Here is a 14,725-nt window from a genome sequence, read left to right as displayed (position 1 = left end):
TGCAGGGATCATTCTGTAGGCGATGCCACGGCGGAGTCTTTGGCCTGGGCTGGTGGCGCATGACGATGGTGTTCGCGTCTGGCACTCTAGAATTGCCGGCTGAGGCGGTTTTCGACTACGCTGTCGACTACCGCCGGATGCCGGAGTGGGTCTTTGGGTTGCGCACCATTACGCCAATCGGCGAACTATCAGACGGGGTCGGCGCCGAATTTCGAGGAACCGGCAAGATCGGCCCAATCGCGATGACCGGAACGAGTCGCATCACCGAGTGGGAGCCGTGCCGGCGCATCACAGAGGCCTTGGTGACCAACAACGGCATAGTTGCCTTGGCAGCCGTTGCCACGACGCCGATGGGATCAGCAGTGACCCGCGTTGACATAACTGCCGACTACAAGTTCCCCGGTGGGCTCGCGGGCAAAGTCCTCCAGCGCGCTATCGAGCCGTTGCTTGGTTCAGGTATCCGACACACTGAACGAGCACTGCGTCGGCAATGTCTACGCACCTGCTGAACAGCTCCCACACACTGAGCCGTCCCGGCGTTTCCGGAGACTCCCGATCTTGGGAGGATTCGAGTTATGGCACGCCCGAGCAAGTATCCCGACGAGCTTCGTGAGCGTGCAGTGCGCATGGTCGCTGAGGTGCATCCGCAGTACCCCTCGCAGTGGGCGGCGATCACCGCAGTAGTCGAAACCCGGAACGAGGGCCCCCATACGTCTGGACCAAGACCGTCGACCAAATCTTGATCAGCATCGTCGGCAACTACTGCACCAAAATTAATGACTCAGGGCACTAGTTCGTTTGGGTGGCGTCCGGAATCCGGTGTAAATCGGCCTGCGGAGGTTCTGGCTTCGGTGAGTGATGCTACGCGGTGGCGCTGACGGTTTCGGTGGTGCTGCTAGCGAAGTCCGGGGTGTGCTGGGGCCACAGTTGCCGGGGTGGTTGCAGCAGGCTGCGGCGCAGGTCTTGGAGCTGGCGCAGCCCGGCGGGGGTCATGGTGAGTCCGCGCCAGCCGCGGGATGCGCGGTCGAGCACGGCCCAGGCGATGCTGTTACAACTGGTCTCGCCAGGGAAGCGGCCGATAACCTTTGCGCGGCGGCGGGTTTCTCCGAAGGTGCGTTCGATGAAGTTCGAGTGGCGGATGCGGTGATGATGTTCGGGCGGGAACCGCAGATAGGCGGTCAGGCCCTCGCGCTCGGTCAGCATGATCTTCATCGCTGCCGGGTAGGTGGTCGTGTAGCGGGTAGCGAACGCGGTCAGCCGGGCGTCGACCAGTTCGACCAGCCGCGGACCGGGCTCGGTTTTGAGGTCCTCAGTGTCGAAGCAGGCCCAGTAGCCGTCGCGGATCTCGGCCTGCATCCCGGCCGGGATCTTGGCCAGCACGTTGCGTAACCGCTGGATCAGGCAGCGTTGCCGCAGCGCGGTCGGGAAGACCTGCTCGATCGCGGCGATCAGGCCGCGGGCACCGTCGGAGATGACCAGCAGCGGGCACGCTAGCCCACGGTCGGTGAGATCGGTCAGGAAATCGGCCCAGGCCTCGGTCGACTCCACCACGCCGGGGGCCAGGCCAACAAAGACGGGCTTGCCGGCGGTGGTGACGCCCCACGCGGCCAGGATCGGCTCGGCCGGCGAGCCGGGATGCATCCGGAAGAAGGAGGCATCCAGGAACAGCTAATCGAGCACGACATCGCCCAGGGGCGCCGCGCCCAGGTGTTGTACTCGGTTTTTATCGCTTGGCATACCTGCGAGACAGTCGATTTCGAGATCGCGGCCTGATCACCGAGCGCATCGGCAAGGGTGGCCTCGACATCACGCACCGACAGTCCGCGCACGAACGAGGCGATCACCAGCGATTCCAGCGCATTGGTTTTGGTGACGTGCTTGCCGAACAGGCGTGAGACGAACGCGGCGGTCGTGCCGCGCAGCTTGGGCCGCTCCAGGGTGACTGGGCCGACGGTGGTCTTGACCGTCGCTGGCCGATAACCATTGCGCGCCCCGGGGCTGCGCATCCGGCGCGGCCGCGGCGCGTTGGTAGCGGTCACGGCCGAGGAACTCGGTCACCTCGGCCTCCAGCGCGGCCTGCATCAGCAACTGTGCGCCGAGCCGGGCCACCTCCTCCAGAATCTCGGGCAGCTCACGATCGGATGCGAACAGCTCGTCGATCTTGGCGCGAACACGATCAGTCGGCGATACTCGTGCAGGCACGGGCATAGGTCCTTTCTTCGATGACTTGGTAGGTCTCGAAGCAGAACCTATGCCCGGCCCATTTACACCGGCTTTAGGACGCGACCGTTCGTTTGCCTTTTCTTCCCAGACTGCGCCGGACGCCGAGGCGACGCCGCCCTCCCGCCGCCTTGACGACAAGTGCTAGTGTGGCCGTGCCCAGCACAAGGTAACGGCGCCACCCCAGCGCCTCCACGACCATTGCTACCGAGGCCGTGGCCAAGACAAGCACTACAACGCCCGAACGGCGAATCGAATCTAATCTCATGGCCAATAACTATAGCGTTCGTCGCGACCGTCTGGAATGCAGGCCATGGCCTTTAAGAGCTCCACACTGAATCGCCCCGGCATGTCCGGAGACTCCACTTCTTGGGAAGGTTGGAGTCATGTCAGGTGGTTCATTGAGGAGGTATCCGCCGGAGCTGCGTGATGAATCGCCCTGGTTCTGTCGGAGGCTCGGGTTATTGGATTCCGATCAGGGGTTGGTCGGTCCGTTGTGCATCGTAGAAGGTGGCTTCGAACTCGGTCGGAGGAACGTCGGCGAGGTAGCTGTGTAGGCGGCTGGTGTTGTGCCAGTACACCCAGGCCAGGGTCGCCAGCTCGACGTCCTCGACGGTCTTCCAGGGCCCGGTGTGAGCCGGCCCGTAGATCAGCTCGGCCTTGTAGTAACCGTTGACGGTCTCGGCCAGAGCGTTGTCGTAGCTGTCCCCGATGGTGCCGATCGAGGGCACCGCACCGACCTCGGCGAGACGTTCACCGTAGCGGATGGAAGTGAACTGGGACCCGGCATCGGAGTGACATGTCAAGCCCGGCAATGTGTTTCCACGTGACCAGCGGGCCATCTCGATCGCGTCGAGCACCATGGTTGTGCGCATGTGGGAGGCCACCCGCCAGCCCACGATCATCCGGGAGTAGGCATCGACGATGAAGCACACATACGCCACCCCAGCCCAGGTCGGCACGAATGTTAGATCCGTGACCCACAGTTGGTTCGGCGTAGTCGCCGTGAACTTCCGCTTGACCAGATCGGGGTGGCGAGGCGCTGTCAGGTCGGGTTTGGTGGTGCGGACCCGTTTGCCGCGCCGCGCTCCTTGGATGCCGGCTGCGCGCATCAGTCGGGCGACCTGGTCTCGCCCGACGTCGTGGCCGGCACGGCGGGCGGCTTTCCACAGCTTGCGGGCGCCGTAGACCCGGTAGTTGTCCCACAGCGCCACCAGGGCGGGCGCCAGCTCGGCGTCTCGACGGGCCCGTGCCGACAGCGGCCGTGCCTTGGTGTCGTAGTAAGTACTCGGGGCCACCGACACCCCTGCGGTGCGCAGGACGGTGCAGATGGGCTCGACCCCGAATTCCCCACGGTGGGTGTCGATGAAGTCGACTACTTCTTGTGTTGGCGGTCGAGCTCCGCGCCGAAGAAACTGGCCGCTCGTTTCAGAATCTCGTTGGTTATCTGAGGCCGTGAGGAAGCTGTTCACCATGTAGACGACACGCGTTCGGAGATGCCGGGAAATGCGTTGTGGACCAGTTATCTTCGGTGTCTGTGACGAGTCCTGGGCTGCGGGTGCAGTCGGTGGTGATGCCGTTCGGCGACCGCGAATCGTGGACGCTGGTGGATCAGGATGCGGTGGTGGTGGAGCCGGTCGAGGCGTTCTTGTCGCATCTGCACGCGATCGAGCGCTCACCGAACACGGTCAAGGCCTATGCCCATGATCTGCGGGATTGGTTCGAGTTCCTCGATCGGGGCGGCCTGGTGTGGTCGCGGGTGCGACTGGAGGAGGTGGGCCGGTTCGTGGCGTGGCTGCGACTACCCGCGGCGGGGCGAGTGGGCAATGTGTCAGCGCTGCCGACGGCGGAGAGCATGTGCTCGGAGGCCACGGTGAACCGCAAGCTATCGGCAATCTCGGCGTTTTATGAATTCCATCAGCGCCACGGAGTGGACCTGGGTGATCTGTTGACGACCTGGCAGCGGCATAAGGGACATGGTGGATCGTGGCGACCACTGCTGGCGCACCTGGGATCTCGACCGGAGCGCAGCAGGCGGATCCGGTTACGGGCCCAGCGGCGCATCCCGGACACGCTGGACACGGAACTGGTCGCGGCGATCGTGGCGGCCTGTGATCGGCTGCGGGATCGGTTCCTGTTTTCTCTGCTGGCTGCATCCGGGCTGCGGGTTGGTGAGGCGTTGGGGTTGCGGCACAGCGACATCGATGCGGCTGCTCGGCTGGTGACGGTGGTGCCGAGGGTGAATACGAATCGTGCCCGAGCCAAGGGCGGGGGTCGCCAGGTGCCGGTGCCGGGCGCGGTGATCCGGCTGTATGCGGATTATCTGCATGGCGAGTACGGCGAGCTGGACAGCGATTACGTATTCGTCAACTTGTGGTCCGGTCCTATTGGGTATCCGTTGACGTATGCCAGCGTCTACGATTTGGTCTGCCGATTGCGGGAGCGGACCGGAATCATGTTCGGGCCGCATACTTTTCGCCACTCGTATGCGACAGAGTTGTTGCGCCGCCAGGTGCCGGTCGAGGTGGTGGCCCATCTGTTGGGGCACGCGTCGATCGCGACGACCAGTGACGCGTACGCGCATCTGAAGGTCGAGGACACCCGCCGCGCGTTGGTGGCCGCGGGGTGGCTGGCGGACCGGGATGGGTCGTGGTGAGCGTCGAGGTGCTGGCGCCGCCGATTGAGCCCGGCTGGGTTGCGCGTTTGGGCGCAGCGGTGCGTGCGGAGTTCCGGGTCGAGGTGCTGGTGCCCGCCGTCGCGGATCCGATTCTCGGGTCGCCGGCATGCGCGGTGCCCGGGTGTGTGCGTTCGAGTCGCTACGCCGGGCTCTGCCCGGCCCATCTGGGCCGGTGGAGAAAGGCGGGTCGCCCGGATGACCGACGGGCGTGGGCGGCGACCGCTGATCCAGAGGTGATGGGGTACCGGCCGCTGCAATCGTGCCTGGTGCCCGGTTGCGGCTTCGGGCAGCATCGGTATCGGTTGTGCTACACGCATTCCCACGCCTGGGACAAGGCCGGACGCCCAGTGGTGGATCGGTGGAAGCCGGACGTGGCCGGCACGCCGGCAGCGGTGTGCGCCATCCCGGGGTGCATGTTGTGGGCCGAACTGGACGCCGGGTGGTGTCATTCCCACCACCGGCGGTGGCGGCTGCGTGGTCGCCCGTCGGCGGCGGAGTTCATCGCCTACTGCGCCAGCTACGGCGAGGATCGCTTCGACTTGCGGCCGCTGCGGCCGCAGTTGCGGCTGGAGATCGGCTACGCGCTGCAATGCCGCGTCGACCTGAACCGAACCCGCACCACACCGCGATCGATCAAGCCGCTGCTGGACCACTTGTCGGCAACCGGGGCCGAGTCGCTGCTGGATCGTCCGCTGGCCGACTGGCTGGCCGGGCTGCCGGCCGCGGCGTCGGTCAACACCCCGCGCGCGTTCCTCGGTTACGCGATCGAGTGCGTGCTCGATTTGCGCGACGGGACCGGCTGGGACAGCGAATACCAGCGTGACGTGTGGCGGCTACGGCGGCTCGGTGTTTCCGGCCATGACGGGGCCAAACTGGATTTCACTGCGGTGCACCCAGTCTGGCTTCGAGAGCTGGCCAAACGATGGTGCCGGTGGCGCATGTCGTGCGGAGTCGGGCTGGGGCAGCTACGCAGTGATCGCCTCGCGCTCGTTCGTTTGTCGCAGTTCATGCCCGGACTAGCGAGCTCGTCGGGCCCGGGTGCGCTCGAGCGGGCAGCGCTGGAGGCCTACCTGGCTCGACTGGCCGTTGAGATCCCACAACCGAAGACCCGCAGCGCCGAGATCGGCTGTGTGACCGGGTTTCTGAATGCCGTTCGCCAGCACCGGTGGGCATCGCTGCCGGCCGAGGCGCAGCTGTATCCCAGCGACCAGCCCCGCCGTGACGAGACACCGGCACCGCGGGCGATTCCCGAGTTCGTCATGGGCCAGTTGGAAAGCCCGGCCAACCTCGACCGGATCAGCGACCCGCGGATCCGGCTGCTGGTGGAGGTCCTCATCCGCACCGGCCTGCGCATTGGCGACGCCACCCGGCTGGCGCTGGACTGTCTGGTTCGCGACCCGCAGGGCGCGGTCTATTTGCGCTACCGCAACCATAAGATGCGCCGCGACGCGGTGGTGCCCATCGACGACGAACTCACCGCCATGATCCAGACGCAGCAGGAGCGCACCCGGCAGCGGTTTCCAACCACCGCCGTGTTGCTGCCGCGCAGCAGCGCCAACCCCGACGGACGGCTGCCCATTCCCACCGTGACGTTCCACCTCCAGCTCGGGCAGTGGCTCGAAACATGTGGTGTCACAGATGAACTCGGTCAGCCAGCGCATATCACCGCTCATCAGTTCCGGCACACGGCGGCCACACGATGGATCAACCATGAGGTGCCGCAGGAAGTGGTCCGACGCCTGCTCGACCACACCAGCCACACCATGACCGCCGTGTATGCCCGATTGGCCGACACCACCATACGAGAGCAGTGGGAACGCGCCCAGAAGATCAACATCCACGGTGAGCCGGTCGACATCACCGTCGACGGGCCCCTCGCCGATGGCGAGTGGATGAAGCAGAACCTTGCACGCGCGAAAATAGCGCTGCCCAACGGCTATTGTGGTCTGCCACTACAGAAATCGTGCCCGCACGCCAACGCATGTTTGACTTGTCCGCTGTTCATCACGACCGCCGAATTCCTACCCCAACACCGCAAGCAGCTCGATGACACCCGCACGTTGATCTCGCGTGCTCAAACCGACGGCCACACCCGCCTGGCCGAGATGAACCACACCGTCGAAACCAACCTGCTTACCATCATCGCCACCCTCGAAACCGACCAACGCGACTGCCGGTGCGCTGCAGCGGGCAGCGAAACATGCTGCGGAAAGGAACCATCCGATGCGCCATGACAACAGCCACTACCTCCTCGCCGCTGCCCAACGCCGCCGCGCCGACACCCTCCAACGCGCCCGGCAAGCCCTGCAGGAACTCGGCGAAACCGGCCAGCGGCGCACTATCACACAGATCGCCGCCCTCGCCGGCGTCTCCCGCTCATGGCTGTATGCCCAGCCCGCACTGCGCGACCAACTCCGCCGACTGACCGCCATATCGGAGACGCCCGAGCCGGCACCACCTGCCCCAGTCGAGCGCGGCTCCGACGCCTCCCTGCGCCAACGCCTCACCCTCGCACACGAACGCATCCGCGAACTCGACAACGAAAACCGTCAACTACGAAACCAGATCGCACTCCTGCACGGACAGCTCCGCGCCAACCGCATCGCCGACACCCACATCACGGACACCGTCCACGACACAAACACCCAGATCACGCCCCCAAACAGTCGAGCCCGCCCAAGATAACGATCGCCCGCTTCAGTTCTCGTATCTCTTGCTCGAGCTCTTTGACCCGCTGTGACTCCGCAGTGGACACCCCAGGTGCATACCCGTCGTCGATATCGGCCTGACGCACCCAGGAGCGCACCGACTCGACCCCGTAGCCGAGCTGGCGGGCTACCCGTGACACCGTTCCCTGCTCGGTGCCCAACTCGGCACGCAGTGCCCGCACCATCCGCACTGCAGCGGCCTTCTCCTCCGGGCTGTAACGACGCGCCGTGGGCTTCCCAGACGACTGTTCCTTCGGCATACCTGCATCCTCGTTTCCAAGGTCAGGAGCCTCCGGGATTTCCAGGGCGATTCACACCTCGGCAGTCTTGCCGGAGAATCCCGGAATGCTCATCAGCAGTTCCCGGGTGAGGCGAAAGGGCGCCATCGCTTCCTCGATGCGCTCATCGAGGCGACCGATATCGGCGGTGTGAGCATCGATGCGGTCAAGGAACAACCGGGACATAAACGCGTGATGCTCACTGAACCGGCCGATCAACGCCTCGGTCAACGCCGGGATCTTGCGGCGCAGCGTCCGCTTGGCCAGATCGGCAATCATGGCTGGATCGTTCTGGCCGGCGATCAGCGCCTCGAGCATCGCTCGTCCGGACACTCCGGTGATGTCGGTGGCCACCGAGGTGAGTTTGATCCCGGCGTCTTCGAGCAGCTTCTCCAACCGCATTACCTCGCGCGAGCATTCCCGGGTGATGTGCGTGCGTGCGTGGGTCAGATCCCGCAGCGCGCGAATTGTCAACGGCAATCGAAAACTGATCAGGAGTCGGCAAGCACTGGTCAGTATTCACTTGCCGCCGACACGAATCGGCGGCGGCGGCACCAACGACGCCGTCACCAGCCCGTGAGCCCCGAGATCGGCCAGCCACGCAGCATCAGACACATCGGTCTTGCGGCCGGGCACATTGCGCACCCGCGACGCATTGATCAGCATCATGTTCAGCTCATCGTCGAGCAGGTAGTAGAACGGTTTCCAGTAGTCGCTGGTGGACTCGATCACCACACACGTGACCTTCTGCGCGATAAGATGCTCACGCAACGCCAGGATCTGTGATGTCATGGCACCCCATGTCGTCACTGTCGACGACGCTCCTCTGCGTCCATGGCCCTGAATCCGCACACAGACCTTCGCGTCTTTCTTCGAGCAATCGATTCCCGCGCACCGCGGGTGCACCACATCCATCGAACTCACCGCCTCCCAACAGGATTGACAAAGGGGCGTGTTCCGGGGAGATGTCGGCGTCGTCTGAAAACTGACCCCGTGTCGCCGTTGACAGGAGAGCGGGATGAAACAGAATTCTGACACTCGTGCTCGACGGCAACATTCCACGGTCCCCGTGGATGGGGGGCTCTCCACCCTCAGGCTAATTTGCGGGCTCACAGGCAACATAGTGCAACCGGGGTCAACCGAAACACCTTCCAGCATGAACCGTCGGCCGCCTGGACGCTGAACCCAGCGCAGGCCCCGTTCGGAACCGCAACTGGCTCGCGGAATTTTCGATCACCACGGTGAGAGCGAAGCGCGCCCGAGAAGCTAGTTTGATAAAGTCGGGTCGACCGCTCCGGCCGTGGTGAGCACGGTTTTGCGGCCGCGCCCGTTGCGGGAGTTGCCCGAGCCATAACCAGCCGGATCGCCGTACTCATAGCCCAGGTGATCAGCGATCTCGACATCCAAAGCGCGTTGGAGCACCGCCTTGGTCATCTGCGCCAACAGCCCCTCAGGTGGAGGCGTGGTGGTCGAACGAGCTGGCCACCGCACGGCGGATCGACTGGTTCAACCACCGCCGCCTGTATGAATACTGCGGCGATGTTCCGCCAGCCGAACTCGAGGCCGCCTATTACGCTCAACGCGAGAGAGCAGCCGCCAGCTGAGCTCTCACATCAGAAAGTCTCCGGACTCACCGAGACAGTCCCCGTTGGATTATCCGGCGATGAGCGGATTTGTGCGGTGCTCACCGTTTCCTCGGTTTGAGCCAGAAGCCATTTCGGAAGTGCTTTGGTGTGATGTCGAGGCCGGCAGAGTTGCCGGCCGGGATGCTTTGGTCGTGAAGCGCAGACCGTCATCGATCTTGCCGCGGCGTATTTGACGGACATCGAAGAGGTAATTCTGCTTTGCTTTCCATGGACCGCGGGATCCAGACTTAGGGAGTTGATCCATCGCGCGTTGGAAGTAGCCGGGCGCAAAATCCGTGAACGGCAGTTCCTCGACATCCTCGCCAGGGTGGGGAGCTACGACGGTGTCGTAGCCGTGCGCATCCATGTAGTTGAGTAAGCGACAGACGTATTCAGACACCAGGTCTGCTTTCAGTGTCCAGGACGCGTTGATGTAACCGATAGTGAACGCCATGCTCGGGACGTCGGATAGCATCATGGCCTTATAGGTCATCGACTTCGCGACGTCGACGACCTGGCCGTTACGGGTAATCTTGGCGCCGCCGAACAGCCGCATGTTCAAACCGGTCGCGGCGACAATGATGTCGGCCGTCAACTCCTGACCCGAGGAAAGCTTGATCCCGGTCCTGGTGATGTGGTCGATAGTATCGGTGACTACATCGGCCTTGCCGTCCCGAATGGCCTTAAAAAGGTCGCCGTTAGGGGCCAGGCATATCCGTTCATCCCACGGGTTGTACTTCGGCCCGAAATGCTTATCCACGTCATAGCCTGCGGGCAGCTGGTGCTTAGCCCAAGCGATCAGCGCTTTTCGCATGGAACGGGGAAAGCGACGCGCCAGTCTGTACTGCGCCACAGCTAACAGGATGTTCTTCCAGCGGTTGACGAAGTCCGCGCTCCTTGTCGGTAACCACTTGATGAGCTGCACGGCAATGGGGTCGATGTTTGGCAGCGATCCGATGTAAGTCGGTGAACGCTGCAGCATCGTTACCTGGCCAGCGCCTGAATCCACGAGGGACGGAATAAGGGTCACTGCGGTAGCACCGCTGCCGATGACGATGACGTTCTTACCCGCATAATCGAGGTCTTCGGGCCAGTTCTGCGGGTGAACAATAATTCCTTCGAAATCCTTCTCGCCCCGGAATTCTGGACGATACCCCTGGTCGTAGTCGTAGTAGCCGCTGCACGCAAACAGGAACGCGGCCGTGATCTCGGTCGTCTTTTGGCGGTCCCCAGCCACCTTGATCGTCCAGCGCCTGTCGGCGTCCGACCAGTCCGCAGACAATACCTGGCTACCAAACCGGATGTGGTTGTCGATGCCGCTCTCGGCGGCAGCTTCCCAGAGATAATCCTTGATCGTGGCGCCATCAACGGTAAAGCGCGGCGAGTGCCACGGCTTGAAACGGAACCCGAAGGTGCACATGTCGGAGTCCGATCGGATGCCCGGATACTTGAACAGGTCCCATGTACCACCCAGATCAGCTCTGCGCTCTAGAACTACATAACTCTTGTTGGGACAGCGCTCCTGCAGATGCCAGGCAGCGCTGATACCGGAAATACCCGCACCCACAATCACAACGTCAAAGGATTCGGACATAAAACTGCTTGCTCCCTTCTTGGCGACGGTCTCGGTGAAATTCGGTTCACTTCAGGTAGCCGACCAGGGCCCCCTTGGTGCCGAAGAGTTCCTCCTGCCATTGCTCGAGCAACGCGTTGGTGTCGATGTCGTCGGGATGAAATCCCGGTCGCAAGTATTGCCTGAGCTCTGGGATCAAACCCCGAAATATCGGACCGCGGTAGACCCGATAGGTCTCACGCACCAGTCGCACTGGCTGACGGCACGCTTCGGGATCCCGCGCCACCGAATACGCCAGCGTGCCACTCATGAGGAGGAGCAGAAGGGGGATCATTACCGCCATCACACGTCGACGCACCCGCTCGGTACCCCCCACCGAGCGGAATACGTCAAAGGCAACCGACTTGTGCTCAAGTTCCTCCAGCGCATGCCACTTCAGGAGATTCCACACCTCCGCATCACCCGGGATCGCCCGGAAGTCCTCATCGCCGAGCAGCCGCTCAGCAAGTATCGCGGTGAAGTGTTCTGCGGCTGCTGTCACCGCCAGCGGAATCCGGGCCGGCAGCACCTCCTCGATGCGTTTCACCCAATCAACAAACTTTTCGGAATCCCACCACCCAATCGGATACCCCATGTCAACGAGCTTGTCATTGAGCGCCCGATGCTGCTGGCCATGCACCGATTCCTGACCGATAAACCCGGCCACCCGCTTCTTCAACCCAGGATCGGCGATCTCATCGGCAAACCGGCGCACCGACCGAATGAACAACTCCTCCCCCGGCGGGAACGACCCCGACAAGTTCGCCCACAGGTGGCTGAAGATGATGTCGTCATCGAAGAAATACTTGCTGCCCTCGCCAAAGGGGAAACGTATCCGCCGGGTTCTCGGATACCGAGACCCCACACTTGCCGCACTTGCAGTGGTCACTGCCCCTTGTCCTATGTCTCCGTCGACCATGACAGGCTGCCCTTCCTCGAACATCCAGTTTCGGATACCGATAGTATCGGGTGTAGACGTGGTGCTACAAGTCAAATGTCCCGCTCGCTCGCTTGGGGAGACGCGGGCGCAGAAAGCGCCATGCCCGGGGTACGCAGATGCGCCTGAAGCGGGTGTGGCTGTTGACTTCCATTTCGATGGCACCACTGACCGCCGCCAGATCAAAGATCGTCTCGATCATCGACGAACACACCCGCAAATGCGTCGACGGTCGGGTGGCGCGCGGCATCACCGGCGAGGACCTGGTCCTCGAATTTGACCGCCTGGCCAGACAGCGTGATACCCGCCCGACGGCGCTGCGGTGGAGCAATGATCAGGAACCTAATAGCTTTGTAGGGCACTGGACGATTCCTGATCAGAACTCGGGGCTAGACCCCCTTCCACAGGCGGGAACGCCGGCTGCTCTGCGACCTTCCGAGTGAGCGGTCGGCCAGCGAGTGTCGACGGAACGCCTGACCGATACCGGGGTCGGCTAGACCTGCCGGGAGAACGGCGAGGTCGGCGTGTCGTGACCGGCTGCTCCTCGGAAGGGGTTGGGGTGGGGAACGTGGTTCGAGCCCGCCTGCACGATCGACACCTCATCGACGGGGAGCCGTTGAGCTCTGACAAAGACTGGGGGTCGTGCGGGTTGCTGGGGTCGCGAACGGCTCAATCGGAGGTCAGGCCATCAGAGCCTTGCTATTAGGGCGCCGCGCGTTCTCACAAAGGGTCACGCACCCAACACATTTCGACAACCAAGGAGGTAAATTTGTCCATGGTCACGTGTGGGATCGACTGGGCCCAGGATCATCATGACGTCGCGCTGGTGGATGCCGACGGTCGGCTGGTCGCCAGACGGCGCATCCCCGAGTCGGTCGCCGGATTCGCCGAACTGACCGCCATGCTGGCCGATGCCGACGACGACCCTGAGGATCCGATCCCGGTCGCGATCGAGACCCCGCGCGGGTTGCTGGTCGCCGTGTTGCGGGCCAGCGGTCGACCGATCTACCCGATCAACCCGATGTCGGTGGCCCGCTATCGGGAACGGACGTCGATGTCGGGCAAGAAGTCTGACCACGGCGATGCGGTCACGCTGGCCAACATCCTGCGTACCGACATCGACCAGCATCGTCGGTTACCCGCCGACACCGAACTGGCGCAATCGATCACCGTGCTGGCCCGTGCCCACCAGGACGCCACCTGGCGGCGTAACCGGGCCGGCAACGAACTGCGGTCGCTGCTGCGGGAATATTTCCCGGGTTTCCTGCACGCCTTCGCCGACCGTCCCGGCGGAATCACCGCACCCGAAGCTCGTGCGGTGCTCGCCATCGCTGCCACCCCGGCCAAGGCGGCGCGGCTGTCAAAGCCGCAGATCACCGCCGCCCTGCGCCGCGCCGGACGCCAACGCGGCCTGACCACGCTCGCGGCGACAATCCACCAGCAGCTGCGGCTGCCGCAGCTGCGACACCCCGCCCCGGTCGAAGACGCCTTCGGTATCCAAGCAGTCGCATTGCTGGCCACCCTCGACGCTGAGTGCGCCAACGTCGACCGGCTGGGCGAGGCCACCGCCGCCACCTTTGCCCAGCACGCCGACCACAGGATCATCACCTCATTTGTGGGGGTCGGCGACCTTACCGGTGCCCGCCTGCTCGCCGAAATCGGCGACGACCGAACACGATTCGCCGACGCCCGAGCATTGAAGGCGTTCGCCGGGTCGGCGCCCGTCACCAAAGCCTCTGGGCGCAGCATCCGCATCACTCACCGGCACGTGAAGAACAACCGACTTGCCGCCGTCGGATTCGTCTGGGCGTTCATCGCGGCCGGCTGCGAAGGACCCACCCGCGCTCACTACCTGACACGCCGCGACCACGGCGACCGCCACCCCGCAGCCCTGCGCCACCTCTACAACCGCATGCTCGGCCAGCTCTACCACTGCCTGCAAACCAGCCAAACCTACGACCCAATCAAGGCATACCGACCACCCCCGACGCACCCCACACGAGCCGCCGCTTGACTGTTAACAAGATCGGAGGTCTGTGGGTGCGACGCGATGTCGCGCATGTGAGTGAGCTCGTGGAGTGGAGGTCGGCGATGCCGGTCGCGTAGTTCTCGGTTGGTGTTCGTGACCGATCCCCGCCCTGACGTGCGTCGACGGGTCCTGCCCGTGGGCGTGCGAAGCTCAGGGAAGAAGCCCAAGGGCCCCCGTTCCGTCTGGGGGAACGACCGGGCGAGGGAAGGCCGGACGGGCGAATGCGAATGAACCCTTGATGACGCCTCGTTATTTGAAGCCCGGGAAGACGGGTTGAGAACCCGGGTGATAGGACCCGGCCGCTGGCAGTGGCGGCAAGCGGCGACCGGAGGCCACAGGCCGGTCGTGCGAACACCGCTGGTCTCGGGGTATAGAGGGCGCCCTCCCCGGCCGTATCTCGTATGCGCGGAACGTGGAAACCCCGTCGGGTCCGGCCTTCGGGCCGGTAGGCCGATCGTGAGAGGGGCGGAATCCCTCGGCGGGAACAGGATGCTCAAGAAGCGAATGCCGATGGCCGAAAGGCAGCGGGACCTGTGGTCGTGGTGCCGCCGCTCCTCCTGGGCGGCGATCATGGGGAACCGGTCGGATACCAGCGTGGTGGCTGGGCTCGAAAGGGCGCTGACGTGGGCAGGTGAGCCT

General features: G+C 63.8%; 8 protein-coding genes, 5 pseudogenes and 1 other annotated feature. Of the genes and pseudogenes, 6 read left to right on the top strand and 7 right to left on the bottom strand.

Features of this window, described 5'->3' with window-relative positions; genetic code table 11:
- Window positions 1-59: 59 nt before the first annotated feature.
- Window positions 60-509 carry an SRPBCC family protein gene (locus AC0KS4_RS00650; RefSeq protein ID WP_007172254.1) on the top strand — a complete coding sequence of 150 codons (450 nt, stop codon included), beginning with the start codon at window positions 60-62 and terminating at the stop codon, window positions 507-509.
- Between the two features lie 352 nt (window positions 510-861).
- On the opposite strand, the pseudogene AC0KS4_RS00645 reads toward AC0KS4_RS00650, so the two are convergent.
- Together AC0KS4_RS00645 and AC0KS4_RS00640 are read right to left on the bottom strand one after the other, a co-directional pair.
- Window positions 862-2,202: pseudogene (locus AC0KS4_RS00645) on the bottom strand (IS256 family transposase).
- 479 nt (window positions 2,203-2,681) lie between these two features.
- Window positions 2,682-3,661 (bottom strand): annotated as a pseudogene (locus AC0KS4_RS00640) (IS3 family transposase); the annotation flags it as partial.
- Window positions 3,510-3,641, bottom strand: a sequence feature (AL1L pseudoknot). (Overlaps the previous pseudogene by 132 nt.)
- Before the next feature lie 132 nt (window positions 3,662-3,793).
- Between AC0KS4_RS00640 and AC0KS4_RS00635 the strand changes: the two are divergent.
- From AC0KS4_RS00635 to AC0KS4_RS00625, 3 genes are read left to right on the top strand one after another with little or no spacing between them, the layout of a single operon-like run.
- Window positions 3,794-4,876, top strand: a complete 1,083-nt coding sequence (locus AC0KS4_RS00635; RefSeq protein ID WP_033717226.1) for a tyrosine-type recombinase/integrase — start codon at window positions 3,794-3,796, stop codon at window positions 4,874-4,876.
- A complete protein-coding gene (locus tag AC0KS4_RS00630; protein ID WP_225325992.1) occupies window positions 4,846-7,131 on the top strand; it encodes a tyrosine-type recombinase/integrase in 2,286 nt (761 codons plus the stop codon). Before AC0KS4_RS00635 ends, AC0KS4_RS00630 begins: the two co-directional genes overlap by 31 nt.
- On the top strand, window positions 7,121-7,582 hold the full coding sequence (locus AC0KS4_RS00625) for a DUF6262 family protein (protein WP_007172469.1): 462 nt from the start codon (window positions 7,121-7,123) through the stop codon (window positions 7,580-7,582). Before AC0KS4_RS00630 ends, AC0KS4_RS00625 begins: the two co-directional genes overlap by 11 nt.
- Here AC0KS4_RS00625 and AC0KS4_RS00620 read toward each other — a convergent pair.
- The 5 genes and pseudogenes from AC0KS4_RS00620 to AC0KS4_RS00600 all read right to left on the bottom strand — a co-directional run.
- Window positions 7,575-7,865, bottom strand: a pseudogene (locus AC0KS4_RS00620) (transposase); the annotation flags it as partial. The gene AC0KS4_RS00625 and the pseudogene AC0KS4_RS00620 overlap by 8 nt on opposite strands.
- Window positions 7,866-7,919: 54 nt before the next feature.
- Window positions 7,920-8,798 (bottom strand): annotated as a pseudogene (locus AC0KS4_RS00615) (IS110 family transposase); the annotation flags it as partial.
- Window positions 8,799-9,167: 369 nt separating this feature from the next.
- Window positions 9,168-9,374: pseudogene (locus AC0KS4_RS00610) on the bottom strand (transposase); the annotation flags it as partial.
- A 162-nt stretch (window positions 9,375-9,536) separates the two neighbouring features.
- Window positions 9,537-11,102: a flavin-containing monooxygenase gene (locus tag AC0KS4_RS00605; RefSeq protein WP_007172240.1), complete on the bottom strand. Its 1,566-nt coding sequence runs from the start codon at window positions 11,100-11,102 to the stop codon at window positions 9,537-9,539.
- Window positions 11,103-11,148: 46 nt separating this feature from the next.
- On the bottom strand, window positions 11,149-12,039 hold the full coding sequence (locus AC0KS4_RS00600; protein WP_172975555.1) for a metal-dependent hydrolase: 891 nt from the start codon (window positions 12,037-12,039) through the stop codon (window positions 11,149-11,151).
- A gap of 137 nt (window positions 12,040-12,176) precedes the next feature.
- Here AC0KS4_RS00600 and AC0KS4_RS00595 point away from each other — a divergent pair, with 137 nt between their 5' ends.
- Together AC0KS4_RS00595 and AC0KS4_RS00590 are read left to right on the top strand one after the other, a co-directional pair.
- Window positions 12,177-12,500 carry a hypothetical protein gene (locus AC0KS4_RS00595; protein ID WP_007172237.1) on the top strand — a complete coding sequence of 108 codons (324 nt, stop codon included), beginning with the start codon at window positions 12,177-12,179 and terminating at the stop codon, window positions 12,498-12,500.
- A 332-nt stretch (window positions 12,501-12,832) separates the two neighbouring features.
- A complete protein-coding gene (locus AC0KS4_RS00590; protein WP_007172236.1) occupies window positions 12,833-14,071 on the top strand; it encodes an IS110 family RNA-guided transposase in 1,239 nt (412 codons plus the stop codon).
- Window positions 14,072-14,725 lie beyond the last annotated feature (654 nt).

This window comes from Mycobacterium sp. NTMscope_MAC_12 (genome assembly GCF_976985675.1).
Note: the sequence above shows the minus strand (reverse complement) of the source record. Positions and strands in the feature narration are given on the sequence as shown.

Bases quoted from the DNA above. Each gene is read 5' to 3' on its own strand.
- AC0KS4_RS00650 (WP_007172254.1), top strand. From the start codon at position 60: ATGACGATGGTGTTCGCGTCTGGCACTCTAGAATTGCCGGCTGAGGCG.
- AC0KS4_RS00635 (WP_033717226.1), top strand. From the start codon at position 3,794: ATGCCGTTCGGCGACCGCGAATCGTGGACGCTGGTGGATCAGGATGCG.
- AC0KS4_RS00625 (WP_007172469.1), top strand. From the start codon at position 7,121: ATGCGCCATGACAACAGCCACTACCTCCTCGCCGCTGCCCAACGCCGC.
- AC0KS4_RS00605 (WP_007172240.1), bottom strand. From the start codon at position 11,102: ATGTCCGAATCCTTTGACGTTGTGATTGTGGGTGCGGGTATTTCCGGT.
- AC0KS4_RS00600 (WP_172975555.1), bottom strand. From the start codon at position 12,039: ATGGTCGACGGAGACATAGGACAAGGGGCAGTGACCACTGCAAGTGCG.
- AC0KS4_RS00595 (WP_007172237.1), top strand. From the start codon at position 12,177: ATGCGCCTGAAGCGGGTGTGGCTGTTGACTTCCATTTCGATGGCACCA.
- AC0KS4_RS00590 (WP_007172236.1), top strand. From the start codon at position 12,833: ATGGTCACGTGTGGGATCGACTGGGCCCAGGATCATCATGACGTCGCG.